General features: G+C 71.7%; 13 protein-coding genes. 3 read left to right on the top strand and 10 right to left on the bottom strand.

Annotated features, from left to right (window positions below; translation table 11 throughout):
* Window positions 1-58: 58 nt before the first annotated feature.
* From ABD978_RS08775 to ABD978_RS08750, 6 genes are all read right to left on the bottom strand, one after another.
* Complete coding sequence (locus ABD978_RS08775) at window positions 59-598, bottom strand: CHAP domain-containing protein (RefSeq protein ID WP_345351280.1); 540 nt, start codon at window positions 596-598, stop codon at window positions 59-61.
* A 502-nt stretch (window positions 599-1,100) separates the two neighbouring features.
* Complete coding sequence (locus ABD978_RS08770) at window positions 1,101-2,150, bottom strand: cytochrome c oxidase assembly protein (RefSeq protein ID WP_345351277.1); 1,050 nt, start codon at window positions 2,148-2,150, stop codon at window positions 1,101-1,103.
* The gene (locus tag ABD978_RS08765; protein WP_345351274.1) at window positions 2,150-3,394 is read right to left on the bottom strand and encodes a Dyp-type peroxidase; all 1,245 of its coding nucleotides are present in this window, start codon (window positions 3,392-3,394) and stop codon (window positions 2,150-2,152) included. Before ABD978_RS08765 ends, ABD978_RS08770 begins: the two co-directional genes overlap by 1 nt.
* Complete coding sequence (locus ABD978_RS08760) at window positions 3,391-3,843, bottom strand: copper chaperone PCu(A)C (protein WP_345351271.1); 453 nt, start codon at window positions 3,841-3,843, stop codon at window positions 3,391-3,393. The genes ABD978_RS08765 and ABD978_RS08760 overlap by 4 nt, the downstream gene beginning before the upstream one ends.
* Window positions 3,840-4,574 carry an SCO family protein gene (locus ABD978_RS08755; protein WP_345351268.1) on the bottom strand — a complete coding sequence of 245 codons (735 nt, stop codon included), beginning with the start codon at window positions 4,572-4,574 and terminating at the stop codon, window positions 3,840-3,842. The genes ABD978_RS08760 and ABD978_RS08755 overlap by 4 nt, the downstream gene beginning before the upstream one ends.
* 108 nt (window positions 4,575-4,682) lie before the next feature.
* On the bottom strand, window positions 4,683-5,339 hold the full coding sequence (locus tag ABD978_RS08750) for a hypothetical protein (RefSeq protein WP_345351265.1): 657 nt from the start codon (window positions 5,337-5,339) through the stop codon (window positions 4,683-4,685).
* Window positions 5,340-5,416: 77 nt separating this feature from the next.
* Between ABD978_RS08750 and ABD978_RS08745 the strand changes: the two genes are divergently transcribed.
* A complete protein-coding gene (locus ABD978_RS08745; RefSeq protein WP_345351262.1) occupies window positions 5,417-8,053 on the top strand; it encodes a SpoIIE family protein phosphatase in 2,637 nt (878 codons plus the stop codon).
* Between the two features lie 16 nt (window positions 8,054-8,069).
* Here ABD978_RS08745 and ABD978_RS08740 read toward each other — a convergent pair whose 3' ends face one another.
* The gene (locus ABD978_RS08740; RefSeq protein ID WP_345351259.1) at window positions 8,070-9,050 is read right to left on the bottom strand and encodes an NADP-dependent oxidoreductase; all 981 of its coding nucleotides are present in this window, start codon (window positions 9,048-9,050) and stop codon (window positions 8,070-8,072) included.
* A 114-nt stretch (window positions 9,051-9,164) separates the two neighbouring features.
* On the opposite strand from ABD978_RS08740, the gene ABD978_RS08735 reads away from it, so the two are divergent.
* Together ABD978_RS08735 and ABD978_RS08730 are read left to right on the top strand one after the other, a co-directional pair.
* Window positions 9,165-9,731 (top strand): TetR/AcrR family transcriptional regulator, encoded by a 567-nt coding sequence (locus ABD978_RS08735; protein WP_345351256.1) that lies wholly within the window; start codon window positions 9,165-9,167, stop codon window positions 9,729-9,731.
* A gap of 86 nt (window positions 9,732-9,817) precedes the next feature.
* Window positions 9,818-10,369, top strand: a complete 552-nt coding sequence (locus ABD978_RS08730) for an alpha/beta hydrolase (RefSeq protein WP_345351253.1) — start codon at window positions 9,818-9,820, stop codon at window positions 10,367-10,369.
* Between the two features lie 6 nt (window positions 10,370-10,375).
* On the opposite strand, the gene ABD978_RS08725 is transcribed toward ABD978_RS08730, so the two are convergent.
* The 3 genes from ABD978_RS08725 to ABD978_RS08715 form a co-directional block, all read right to left on the bottom strand.
* Entirely contained in the window at window positions 10,376-10,825 is a 450-nt protein-coding gene (locus ABD978_RS08725; protein ID WP_345351250.1) for a TetR/AcrR family transcriptional regulator C-terminal domain-containing protein, read from the bottom strand.
* Between the two features lie 186 nt (window positions 10,826-11,011).
* Window positions 11,012-11,785 (bottom strand): ABC transporter permease, encoded by a 774-nt coding sequence (locus tag ABD978_RS08720; RefSeq protein ID WP_345351247.1) that lies wholly within the window; start codon window positions 11,783-11,785, stop codon window positions 11,012-11,014.
* Window positions 11,782-12,732 (bottom strand): ATP-binding cassette domain-containing protein, encoded by a 951-nt coding sequence (locus tag ABD978_RS08715; RefSeq protein ID WP_345351244.1) that lies wholly within the window; start codon window positions 12,730-12,732, stop codon window positions 11,782-11,784. The genes ABD978_RS08720 and ABD978_RS08715 overlap by 4 nt, the downstream gene beginning before the upstream one ends.
* Between the last annotated feature and the right edge of the window lie 14 nt (window positions 12,733-12,746).

Raw genomic sequence — 12,746 nt, 5'->3', positions numbered from 1 at the left:
GCGCGGCAGAGAAGTGACGCTTTGAGTTAAGAACCGGTTTACCTTGTGGCGTACGCGACTAGTGGCCGTACTGCGGGTAGCCGTAGCCGACGACGGAGTCCTTGCTGCGGGTCCGGACCTTCACGGCGTCGTCGGTGTTGCCCTCGACGGTCCGGATCGTGCCATCCTGATCGTCCTTGATGACGAGGCCGACGTGGTCGATGCTGCCGATGTCCTTGCCGCCGTTCCAGGAGAAGAACACGACGGCGCCGGGCTTGGGAACGTCGCCCCAGCGGCCCTGCTCCTTGAACCACCTGGCGTGCGCGGGGGTGAAGGCGTCACCGCCGATGCCCTTGACGCCCGCCTTGGCGCCGACCCACGTGACGAACATGTCGCACCAGGACGCATTGGCGTAGTCGCCGATCGACCCGCCGTCGCGCTCCACCCCGGCCTTGGCGTACGGCGAGGCCATGAACCACTGGTTGAACTTGCTGCCGCCGGCGGCGTCCTCGGTGGTGCCGACCTGGGACAGGGCGACCTTCAGCGCGTCGTCGGCGGTGGCCGACCTGTGCAGGCGGAGGCCGATCAGGACCGCCGCGAGCAGAATGATCACGGCCATGGCGACCGCCGCGACGCCTGCGAGAGGGTTGACGAGACGTCCTCGGAAAGGGATGCGTCCGCATCGGGGGGCTGGGGACACGGGAAACTCCTTGCGGCTTCCACCTCAGGCGACACGCTTCGTTCGTCCGCGGGCGCCTTGGCCGACAATGGCGCGCCACCTCCGGCGCGCCAAAACGCATATTGCAAGGTAGCAAGCCCGACCGCGATATCGGTGACCCCTGTTTCCGCCCATGACGAAGCGAAAAAAGAGACTGATGTCATCCAGGTGACTCCTGAGATCAGTCGTGGAAGCGGGCACTGATACGGGCCGGATTTCCGGGGAACGCCGGGTCACCCTGACGGTGACCGACGAAGAGGCGACGGAGTTCCTGACGCCCGGCGAGCACTTCGAGCTGTGGAAGCACCACAAGGTGGGCCACGGCGTCATCTCGCGCAGAGTCGTCGTCTAGCGGCCTCGCCGGCGCGGCGGCCGCCGCGCTGCGGCGGTCCTGAGCGGCGCCTCAGCCCGTACGCGGCCGGCCGGTCTCCGGGGCGTTGAGCCGGGACAGGAGCGCGTTGTACGCCTGGAGGGCCGCGTCGTCCTCGTCGACGTCCGCGCTGGTCCGCAAGCGGGCCCGGTCGGCCTCGCCCGTACCGGGCGCGGCCTCGTCTCCAGTGGCGGCGAGGGTGGCCTGCCGGACGGACTCGAAGAACCGGCCCGCCTTGGCCGCCTCCGGAGACCGGTCGAACAGCCAGCGGAGCATCACGATGATCATCATGACGAACATCAGGCCGTCGCCGCCGATCCACATGGCCGCGCCGCCGCCGTGGATGTCGGCGAGCGGGCCCGGTCCCCAGGAGGGGTGCATCCGGGCGTACGCGGGGAAGGGCGGTTCGGTCGCCTGCAGCAGGACGATGCCGACGATCGTGTCGGCCGACATGCCCATGAACAGGGCGAACAGCCGCAGCGGGTAGGACAGCTCGCGGGGCGGCGCGTCCTGGGTCAGCAGCTGGGAGAAGTAGAGGTACCCGCCGCCGACGTACAGCACGTGCTCGAGCGCCATCAGGGCCGGGGAGCCCATCATCGCGTCCATGAACCCCGACAGGTGCACGCCGAACAGCACGCCCGCGTAGACGACGAGGCCGGTGAGCGGTGAGGTCAGGAACGCCGCGGCCTTCGACTCGCGGATCCGCTCGACGCGCTCGTGGGCGCGGCCACGGGTGGCCGCCCGCAGCAGGCTCAGCGGGTGCCCGAGGCACAGCAGCCACGGCACGACCATGATCAGCATGAGGTGCTGGATCATGTGCACCCAGAACAGTCCCCCGTCGCCGTACACGGCGGGACTGCCCATGAGGGCGGCGACGGCCACGGCCAGGCCGGCGGTGAACGCCGTGGTCCGGGCCACCGGCCACGCCCTGCCGTTCCGCCGTGCCGCGAGGACCCCTGCGAGGTAGAGGGCCAGGGCCACCGCCACGAGGACGGCGGTGACCGGCGCGAACCGCCAGGTGGTCAGGGCTCGCGCCCACGTGAGGGGCGCCAGCATGTCGCGCATGCCGTGCATGTCGTGCATCAGAGTGACTCCATGAGGTCCTGGCCGAGGTGGCGCCCCGGCCGGCAGCCGCGCGGGACCGCGAACAGGGCGCTGGAGGTGTGCCGGATGAACCGGCTGAGGTCGTCGGCGAGCGCGAGACGCTGCTGGATCCGGGTGAAGCCCGAGCCGGGGTCGGACTGGAACGCCATGAACAGGAGTCCCGCGTCCGGACTCCCGTCCGGCAGCACACCGTCGAAGTAGGAGAACCCCTTGCGCAGGATGACGGCGCCCTCGTTCGACTCCGGAGCCGCCTGCCGTACGTGGGCGCCGGGCCCGATGGCGAGCCCGCCGTCGGGGTGCTGCGCGGCCAGGTCGAGCGGCGTGAACTCCGACCCGCCCGACAGGGGCGCCCCGGTGTCCTTCCGCCGCCCGACGATCTGCTCCTGCCGGCTCCGGGAGAGCGTGTCCCACTCGTCGAGCAGCATGCGGATGCGGCGGAAGACCAGGTAGCTGCCGCCGCGCATCCACGCCGGGTCACCGGCCGGGCCCACGAGGATGTTCCGGTCGAACCCGGCGTCGCCCGGCCGGGGGTTCCCGCTGCCGTCGAGCTGGCCCATGAGGTTGCGCGGGGTGGCGTCCCGGCCGGTCACCGCGCCGTCGCTCGTGCTGAACCCGCTCATCTGCCAGCGGATGTGCGCGGCCCCCCGGGCCAGCCGGGTGAAGGTCCGCAGGGCGTGCGCGACGACGATCGCGTCGTCGGCGGTGAAGAGGACGCCGAGGTCACCGCCGCTGCGGCCCTCGTCGATCTCGTCCCGGGGGAACGACGGCAGCGGGGCGAGCGCGGCGGGCACCGGCGCGCCGAGGTGGCGGAGCAGGGACGCGCCGAACCCGACCGTGACGGTCAACGAGGCGGGTCCGTAGCCGGTCGTCATCGCGTCGTCGCCGGGCGCCGGCCGGCCGGCGGTCAGCCGCCTCGCCGCGTCGGTCCACGCCCGCAGCAGGGAGGTCAGGCCGGCCGCGCGCACCTTCGGCTCGACGTCGAAGGCGGCGAACCAGCCGTGCGCCGCGTACGGGGCGAGGACGCCGGCCTGGTGGTCGCCGTCGAACGGGATCCGGCGCTCGCCCCGTTCCCGGGCGGCCTCCCCCGCGACCGCCGAGGCGGCGCCGGCGCCCGCGGTGGCCGCGGCGGCGGCGCCGACCAGCGAGGTCACCGCGAGCAGCCGGCGCCGGCTCACCGTACGGTCCGCGCCGGCGTTCCCCGGGCGGTCAGGCGAACCCGTCACCGCGCCGCCTCCGGCCGGTGGCCCATCGGCTCGACCGGAGCCTCGACGGTGATCGACGGGGACCGGCGGAACCGCAGCGTGAGCCGTACGTGGTCGCCCTCCCGCAGCGTCCGCACCGGGTGCTCGAGCATCACGTGGTACCCGCCGGGCGCGAACGTCAGGCGTCCGTGGGCGGGGACGGGCACCCGGTCGACCATCCGCATCATCTGCCCGGTGCTCTGGTGCATCATCGCCTCGGCGGAGACGTCCGCGGTGACGCCGGTGAGCTCGTCGCCCGTGTCCCCGGAGTCGGTGACGGTGAAGTACGCGGCGGCGACGTCCGGCGAGGCGGGCCGGGGCACGTACGCGCCGGTGACCTTCAGCCGGGGCCCGCTGGGCCCGGACGAGCAGGCGGCCACCGTGACGGCCGTCAGCAGCAGGGCCGCCGCGGCGCGCGGACCGGCGGTCACGCCCCGCCGCCCTGGGTGGTCGCGGCCGGCATGCGGGCCAGCAGCTTGGTCAGGTCCGCGGCGAAGTCACGGGAGGACACGCCCGCCGTCCAGAGGACGTGGGCGAGGTGGTCGGTCCCGAACGGCAGCACCTCCGCGCCGTGGCCGACCTCGTAGTCCGCGCCGGTCCGCTTGGGCTGTTCGATGGCGATCCCCACCGACTTCGCCGCCGCCTGGATCTTGGCGTAGTCGCCGGTCAGGCCGATGAAGGACGAGTTGAAGGAGGCCAGCCAGGACCGCAGCACCTTCGGGGTGTCCCGCCACGGGTCCGTGCTGACGAACACGACGGCGATGCGGGCCTGCTGCGCGGGCGTGAGGAGCCGCAGCGCGCCGGCGAGGTCCGCCATCGTGGTCGGGCACACGTCGGGGCAGTGGGTGTAGCCGAAGTACACCAAGGTCAGCTTGCCCTTGGTGGCCTCCTTCAGGTTCACGGGCGCCCCGGAGACGCCGGTGAGGGTCACGTCGGGCTCGCGCAGCGCGGTGCCGAGCGTCGCGGCGTGCAGGTCGGAGGCGGGCGTGGAGATCCGGACCGGCGGTGACGACCGGTCGCCCGACGCTCCAGCGCACCCGGTGGCCGCCGCGGCCAGGACGAGGGACGCGGCGATCAGCCGGGAGGGACGGGCGAAGGGCCGGGTACGGGCGCGGGCGCGGCGCGGTCGCGTACCGCGCCGCGTGAAGGCAGAAAACGGCATGACAGGTCCTCGGGAAGGGCAGACGAGATCGGCTCTGAGACCACGGCTGACCCGGCCTCGGCCGATGTCGGCTGCGCGTTCCGCCTCCGAGCGATCTCCAGGCCGGCGTCAACCCGCCGCGGTCACAGCGAGACGGGTGGGTTCACGACGCTCGTACGCGGGCGGCCCCCGGCGCACCACGGTGTGACGCAGGGCGCCGATCTGCGGCCGCGGGCCCGTTCGAGAGGCGCCGCCGGCCTGCGCTCCTCCGGGCCGCGGGGTGATCGGGACGCCCAGGAGCAGGGCGAGCATCCGCAGGGCGGGGGCGAGCAGCAGCCGGGTCACCGCGGTGAGCGCGCGCCACGCGGCCCGCTCACCGGCCGACAGCCAGACCGCGACCAGTACACCGGCCAAGAGGTGCGCGATCAGCATTCCCCAGCCGCCGTGGGCCGTGGCCGGCCGGCCGGGTCCGGGAACGAGGTGGTGCATGCCCGGCATGTGCGTCCGCGCGGTGTCCCACTCCACGGCGGGTCCGGCCGAGACCGCGCTGAACCACAGGTGCAGGCCGCCCTGGACGACCTCGACCGCGAGCAGGAGCCACCACACCGATCGCCGCCGGTCGGCCAGGAAGAACCCGACGCCGGTCAGCGCCGCGAAGGCGCCCGGGCCGGCGTACGCGGGCAGCGGCCGCGGATGCATCAGGCCGTGCGCCGCCACGGACAGCATGACGCACACCGCGGCGAAGACCCCGGCGCGCATCAGACGGAACCATGCTGGAGGGCGCACGACTTCACAATAACTACAAGCCGTAGTACATCGACCGCGCCCTCGGCCGTCCGCCCGGCCTTTGGCATGGTGGGGGCATGGGCAGCCCCAGTTCGCCGGGGGTGCCGTCGCGACGACTACCCCCTCGCCCGGAAAGCGCCGCGATGGCCCGACGATTCGTACGGTCGGCGCTGCAGGGTGTCGCGCCGGACCTGGTGGACACCGCGCAACTGCTGGTCAGCGAGCTGGTGACCAACGTGGTCATGCACGCGCGGACCGAGATCGAGGTGCGGGCCCGCAGCATCGCGGGCCGGGTCCAGGTGTGGGTCAGCGATCACCGGCCCAGCCGCGGGCTGGTGCCGCACCAGCGCCATTCGTACGCCGGCACCGGATGGGGCCTGGCACTGGTCGAGAGCCTGGCCTCCAGTCACGGCGTGCAGATCGGAGAGGACCGCAAGACGGTCTGGTTCGAACTGTGGCCCGAGACCCCGCCACCACCGACCTCCGAATGGGACACCACGTCGTGCTCCGGCCCGACGGTGACCGTGCGGCTGATCGACCTGCCGTACGCGCTGTACTCGGCGGGGCGGCAGCACCGGGACGCGCTCCTGCGCGAGCTGCTGCTCATGAGCTCCGCCGGAGATCGGATCGGGATGCCCGTGCGGACGGAGGACCTTCTCGCCGCGCACGACATGAGCAACGCGATCAGTGCGGGCATGGGCGCCGCGATGGGCAGAAGGTTCTCCGACGCCGACACGATCTCCCTCCTCGTGGCGATCCCGGCGGACTCCGCCGGGGATCTGGCCGCCTTGCGCCGAGTGCTCGAGATCGCCGACGGGGCGGCCCAGCAGGAGAGCCTGCTCACGCTCCCGGCTCTTCCGCAGATCCGCGCCTTCCGGCGGTGGCTGCTCGATCAGATCGCCGACCAGGTCGCGGGTGAGCACCCCACCGCGTGGACGCTGACCCCCGGCACGCCGAGTGCCAGGCCTCTCGAGCTGGCTCCGTGGGACGTGAGTGACCTGCAGACCAGCGCCGTCCCGACGATCGCGGCCGACGACGGGAACCGGATCATCGCGGTCAACGGTCCCGCGGCGGACCTGCTGGGCTGGCAGGCGGACGACCTCGTCGGGCGGCGGATCACCGTACTGATCCCCGAGCACCTGAGGGAGCGCCATATTCGGGCGTTCAGTTCGCTGCTGCTGACCGGCCAACCCCGCGTCCTAGGCCATTCCATACCGCTTCCGGCGCTGCACCACGACGGCCGGCTGATCCCCGTCCGCGTCAACATCCAGACCCAGGAGGCGGTCGACGGCCGCACCGTGTTCGTCGCCCAGCTCATCCCGAGGACGGCCGTACCGGCCGCGCCACGCACTCCGCGGGAACACCGGCACGCGGCGCGACCGGAGTTCGGCGCGCGGTACGTGTCGGCCGCTCCGAAGCGGGCGGGCCGAACAGGCGATGACGAGACGGGCAGAGCGGCGATGGAGCGGCTGTCCCTGCTGGCCGACACCGGAAGCGCGCTGAGCAGCACCCTGAATCTCAAGGAGGGGCTGCTCCGGGTGTGCAAGGTCCTGGCTCAGCGGCTGGCCGACTGGTGCGTGGTGGACCTGCTGGCCGAGCACGGTCACGTGGAACGCGTGTGCGTCGTCCACCGCGACCCGACGGCGCTGGCCTCCGGGGTGTACATGGGCCGCCTCCCGCCGGTGTCCGAAGCCTCGCGGGGCCCCCTCCCCCGGGTGCTGCGCGGCGCGGGTCCGCTGCTGCTCACCGACTTCCCCCCGCCGAGCCGGGCGGCGAGTCCCCTGGACGCCCGCAAACTGGAGCTGTTCGAGCAACTGGGCGGGAACAGCGCCATCATCGCGCCGCTGCGGGCCCGCCGGGAGGTCCTCGGGGCCCTGACCGTGGTCCGTACCGATGCCGAGCGCCCCTTCACCGAAGCGGACCTCCCCCTGATCTCCGACCTGGTCCGCGGCATCGCGCTGGGCGTGGACAACGCCCGCCTGTACCAGGAGACCCGGCACACCGCCGAACGCCTCCAGCGCTCTTTGCTGCCGGACCTGCCGCGCATCGAGCACCTTCAGCTGGCCGCCCGCTACGCGCCCTCCACCACCACCGCTCAGGTCGGCGGGGACTGGTACGACGCGTTCGTCCTGCCGGGCGGCGACACCGTGCTGGTGATCGGCGACGTGACCGGCCACGACCTGCGGGCGGCCGTCGCCATGAGCGCGCTGCGGAACATGCTCCGCGGTATCGCCGTCGACCGCCGGCAACCGCCCGGGGACGTTCTGCGCCGCCTGGATCTGGCGAGTCAGACCCTGTACCCGCGGGCCACCGCCACCTGCATCTACGCCCTGGTCAAGGGACCTACGGGCGGTCCGTGGCACCTGCACCACGCGTCCGCCGGGCACCTGCCGCCGCTGCTGACCACCGCCGAGGGCGACACCCGCTACCTCGAAGAAGGCGCCGGGCTGCTGATCGGCATGGACCCCGACCTGCCACGCCCGTCCGCACGCGATCCGCTGCCGGCCCACTCCACCCTGCTGCTGTTCACCGACGGCCTGATCGAACGCCGCGGAGAGTCCCTCGACGACTCCCTGGCCAGGCTCCGGCAGCACACCGCCGCACTGGCGCGTGCCCCCCTCGATGTCTTCTGCGACGACCTGCTCATCGGACTCGGCGCTCACGGCGCCGACGACGTCGCCCTGCTCGCCCTCCGCACCGTTCCACCGCCCTGACCCGCCACCGCGCGCATCATCGGGCCGCCTCCGCGTCCACGACGACGACCAGCTTGCCGCGGGTGTGGGAACCCGCCAGGTCCCGGTAGGCGCGCACCGCGCCGCTCAGCGGGTACGCGCGGGTCACCGGGTCGGGCAGCGTGCCGTCGAGGGCGTGTTCGGCGAGCGTGGGCAACGTGTCGGCCTTGAGGTTGGTGGTGCCCATCACCGTGGTCACCGCCGGGTGGCTCGGCGTGCCCGGCGTGGTGCTGAGCAGACGCCCGCCGGGGCGCAGCGCCCTGGTCGCCGCGATCACGTCCTCCCCCTTCAGCGCCAGGTTCACCACCGCATCCACACCCTGGGGATGACGGCGCAGGACCTCCTCGATCAGATCCGTCCGCTGGTGATCGACCACATCCGCGGCGCCCATGCCCCGCACGTACTCGCGATCGCCCGTGGTTCCGGTGGCGATCACCGTGGACCGCCGGGCCAGCAGCGGAACGACGACGCTGCCGATACCGCCCGGCGCGCCGATCACCAGGACCGTCTCGTCCGGCTGGAACCGCCCGAGCTCGAGCACCGCGAGCCCGGTCATGCCCGTGCTCGGCAGCGCGGCCGCCACGGTCGGGCTCAGCTTCGGCGGCCGCTTCGCCAGGTACGGGCCGGCCTGGAGCACCGCGTACTCGGCGAGCGCCCCGGAGGTGACGGCGGGGATCCCCACACCCGAGGCGAATGACGGGGGCGCGCCGAACCCGAACACCTCGTCGCCCACCTCGTACCCCTCCGTGCCCGGCCCGAGACCGGTCACGGTGCCGGCGACGTCGGTGCCCGGCACGAACGGGAAGTCGAGCGGGACCATCTCCCGGATCGTTCCCGCGGTCATCAGCAGGTCGGCCGGGTTGAGCGAGGCGGCCGTCACCCGGACCTGGAGTTGTCCGGGACCGGGTTCGGGGGTCGGCAGGTCTTCGACGGCGAAGGAGTCGGGAGCGCCGTACGCGCGAACGACCAGGGCTTTCATGACCATCCCTTTCAGTGAGACACTTTGTCTCGGAACACACATGCTGTCTGGGACGGTGCCGAGTGACCAGTCTCAGCCTCGTTGTTCTGTCTCATGCTGGACAAGGAGCCGAAAATGTCTCAGGAGAACGTCCGGGTCCGGCGCACGCGCACCCTGCTCCGGCAGGCGCTGGTCGAACTCATCGAGGAGCGCGGGTTCGACCGGATAACGGTCGGGCAGATCACCGAACGGGCGATGGTGAGCAGGGCGGCCTTCTACCGCAACTACCGCGACAAGTACCAGCTCGTGGAGCAGATCTTCGAGGAGGCCCTGGCCGAGTTGCTCGGCACCGTGGCCGACGGCCCGGACACGCCGGTTCTCGAGCGGTGGACCGGATTCTTCGAGCACTTCGATCGTTACCATCGCCTCTACGGCGCACTGCTGGGCAGGAACGGCAGCAGTTGGTTCGCCGCCCGGATGCAGTCCGCCCTCGCCGACATGGCCGCCGAGCACCTGCCGCAGGCTCCCGGCGACCTGATCCCGACGCTCCTGGCGGGGATGCACCTCCAGGCCATCACCTGGTGGCTGGGCACCGGCCGGTCGATGCCGGCCCGCGAGATCGCCATCCGGACGGCTAAGCTCGCCTCCGCCCTCATCACCGAGGCCAACGCCCATGAAGGAGTGGCCCGGATCTCGGGATGACGGCGGGCGACGGTAGAAGTCGCCGGGGAGTCATTCGTCGTCCACACGAGACGCGTCCGCCGGGCGCCGTGAGACCGGAGTGAGCGATGCCGCACGAGAACACCCGGCGAAACGCCGTCATCTTCCATGGGACGGGAGCCCGCCCCGAGGTCTGCTGGTATCCCTGGCTCGGCCGGCGGCTGACCGAACGCGGGTACGCCGTCGAGATACCGCACTACCCGGGCCTCAACGTGGAGCCGATCGCCGCCTTCCTGCCGAAGGTGCTGGCGAACCACCGGTTCGACGAGCACACGGTGCTCATCGGGCACTCGGGAGGCGCCGCACTGCTCCTCGCGCTCCTGGAGCACATCGACGTGACGGTGGCGCAGGCGGTCCTCGTCGCCGGATACTCCACGAAGCCCAACACCAGCGAGGAGCCCGTCCTCCAGGAGACCTACGACTGGGCCGCGATCAAGGCCCACGTCCGCGACCCGTACTTCATCAACTCCCGCGTCGACCCCTATGGCTGCGACGACCGGCAGGGCCGGGCGATGTTCGACCGGCTCGGCGGTACGCAGATCGTCCGCGACGACGGGCACTTCGGCGACCACGACCAGCCGTACGACACCTTCGAACTGCTCGACCGGCTCATCGGCTAGGGGCGCTCAGTTCAGGCCGTCCAGGAGCAGGTCGAGGCCGATGATGAACTGGTCGCGGTCGTCGTGGTCGCGCAGGTCCGCGGTGGCACGCGTCAAGAAGGGGTAGTCGGCGGGGTCGAGCCTCTCCCACTGCTCGGCGGTCCGGGCGAGGAAGGCGTCGCGGCTGGTGGTCGCCCCGACGACGGTGCCGGGGGCGATGATCTGGGCGCTGACGCCGGTGATGTAGTAGCAGATCGCGGTGGAGACCGCGAAGTGCCGCTCGGCGGGCAGCCCGGTTCGCGCGACGAGCGTGCCGATTCTGTCCAGCAGGCGCAGCGCGTTGGCCAGCGTGGGCGGCGCGGTGACGTGGGAGGCCGCCCACTGGTGCCGGTCGAGGGCGTCGAAGACGGCGATGGCGAGCGCCCGCCCCCGCAGCGCCGCAGAGGCCGCCGACGCCGCCCACCTCCACGAGCTCATGTTCGGCGACAACGCCCCGCACGGCCTGCTCGAATTCTTCGCGGGCGGCGAGCAGGCCTAGCGGTGACGGGCCCCGAGGGGCGTCGCCGGAATACCCGCCGCCCCACCGCATCCGTCGGCGCCACGGCAAAAGGTTCAGGGCCGTCAGACCTGGTGGTCTGACGGCCCTGTTCGGCCGGTTCATGGTCAGGCCTTGTTGAAGGTGTTCCTGGCCCAGAGGTAGGAGACGGCCGCGATGCCGACGCACCAGGCGGTGGCGATGGCGGCGCTGTTGCCGATCGGGGTGCCCAGCAGGAGGCCGCGGATCGTCTCCATGATCGGGGTGAAGGGCTGGTATTCGGCGAACCAGCGCAGGACGGTGGGCATGGAGTCGGTGGGGACGAAGCCGCTGCCGAGAAAGGGCAGCACGATCAGGGGCATCGGGGCGTTGCTGGCGGCCTCGGGAGTCGAGGACTTCAGGCCGAGTGCGACCGACAGCCACGTGATGGCCAGGACGAACAGGGTGAGCAGGCCGGCGGCGGCGACCCACTCGATGGGGGTGGCGTTGGGGCGGAAGCCGATCGCGAGGGCGATGCCGATCAGGACGGCCATGCCGAGGAGTTGCTGGATGACGCTGCCGACCACGTGGCCGGTCAGTACGGAGGCGCGGGAGATCCGCATGGTGCGGAAGCGGGCGATGATGCCTTCGGTCATGTCGGTGGCGACCATGACGGCGGTTCCGGTGGCGGCGGTGGCGGCGGCCATGAGCAGGATGCCGGGGAGGACGTAGTTGACGTAGACGTCGCGGCCACCGCCGAGCCCCTTGCCGAGGGTGCCGCCGAAGACGTAGACGAACAGCAGCAGCAGGATGACGGGGGTGATGATCAGCTGGATGGTCATGGAGGGGTAGCGGATCAGGCGTTTGAGCTGGCGACGGACCATGGTGGACGAGTCGCGGGCGGCGAGGGCGAGGGTGCTCATCGGACGGTCTCTTTCTGCTGGCTGGTGAGGGTGAGGAAGACGTCGTCGAGGTCGGGGGTGTGCACCGACATTTCGGCGACGTCGATGGAGCGTTCGTCCAAGAGGGTGAGCAGTTCGCGGACGGCGCGGACGCTGCCGTCGCTGGGGACCTGCAGGGTGAGCGCCTCGGGGGCGGCGACTCCGGCCTCGATGAGGTGACGGGCCGCCTCGAGCAGGTGCGTCTCGGCGAACGTGAGCTCGATGTGGCCGCCGGGGATGAGCCGTTTGAGTTCTTCGGCGGTGCCTTCGGCGATGAGACGTCCGTGGTCGAGCAGGGCGATGCGGTCGGCGAGCTCGTCGGCCTCCTCCAGGTACTGGGTGGTGAGGAAGATCGTGACGCCGCTCGCCACCAGTTCGCGGACGATGCCCCACATGGAGCGGCGGCTGCGGGGGTCCAGGCCGGTGGTGGGCTCGTCCAGGAAGATCAGGCGCGGGTCGCCGACCAGGGTCATCGCCAGATCCAGCCGGCGCTGCATCCCGCCGGAGTAGGTGCCAGCGGGCTTGCGCGCGGCCTCGATGAGATCGAAGCGCTCCAGCAACTCCTTGGCCTTCTGCTTGCCGTCCCTGCGGGACAGGTGCTTCAGGTCGGCCATGAGGAGCAGGTTCTCCTCGCCTGTCAGCAGCTTGTCGACCGCGGAGTACTGCCCGGTCACCCCGATCGCACCGCGCACGTCGTCGGCCTTACGGTCCAGGTCGTACCCGGCGATCTGAACGGTGCCGCCGTCCGCGCGGATCAGGGTGGACAGGATCTGCACGGTGGTGGTCTTGCCGGCGCCGTTCGGGCCGAGCAGAGAGAAGATCGTTCCCTCGGGGACGGTCAGGTCGACGCCGTCGAGCACGACCTTCTCACCGTTCTTGTCGCGGTAGGACTTACGCAGCCCGGTCGCCGCGATGGCCAGATTCGTCACGGTTCTGCTCCTTT

Origin of the sequence: Actinoallomurus liliacearum, from assembly GCF_039542035.1 — a bacterium.
Classification (GTDB): domain Bacteria; phylum Actinomycetota; class Actinomycetes; order Streptosporangiales; family Streptosporangiaceae; genus Actinoallomurus; species Actinoallomurus liliacearum.
The sequence above is the reverse complement of the archived record's forward strand: the minus strand, read 5'-3'. Positions and strand labels throughout refer to the sequence as shown.

Excerpts from the sequence above, each read along its gene's own strand:
- ABD978_RS08775 (WP_345351280.1), bottom strand. The coding sequence starts at position 598 with ATGGCCGTGATCATTCTGCTCGCGGCGGTCCTGATCGGCCTCCGCCTG.
- ABD978_RS08770 (WP_345351277.1), bottom strand. The coding sequence starts at position 2,150 with ATGCACGACATGCACGGCATGCGCGACATGCTGGCGCCCCTCACGTGG.
- ABD978_RS08755 (WP_345351268.1), bottom strand. The coding sequence starts at position 4,574 with ATGCCGTTTTCTGCCTTCACGCGGCGCGGTACGCGACCGCGCCGCGCC.
- ABD978_RS08745 (WP_345351262.1), top strand. The coding sequence starts at position 5,417 with ATGGGCAGCCCCAGTTCGCCGGGGGTGCCGTCGCGACGACTACCCCCT.
- ABD978_RS08740 (WP_345351259.1), bottom strand. The coding sequence starts at position 9,050 with ATGAAAGCCCTGGTCGTTCGCGCGTACGGCGCTCCCGACTCCTTCGCC.
- ABD978_RS08735 (WP_345351256.1), top strand. The coding sequence starts at position 9,165 with ATGTCTCAGGAGAACGTCCGGGTCCGGCGCACGCGCACCCTGCTCCGG.
- ABD978_RS08730 (WP_345351253.1), top strand. The coding sequence starts at position 9,818 with ATGCCGCACGAGAACACCCGGCGAAACGCCGTCATCTTCCATGGGACG.
- ABD978_RS08725 (WP_345351250.1), bottom strand. The coding sequence starts at position 10,825 with ATGAGCTCGTGGAGGTGGGCGGCGTCGGCGGCCTCTGCGGCGCTGCGG.
- ABD978_RS08720 (WP_345351247.1), bottom strand. The coding sequence starts at position 11,785 with ATGAGCACCCTCGCCCTCGCCGCCCGCGACTCGTCCACCATGGTCCGT.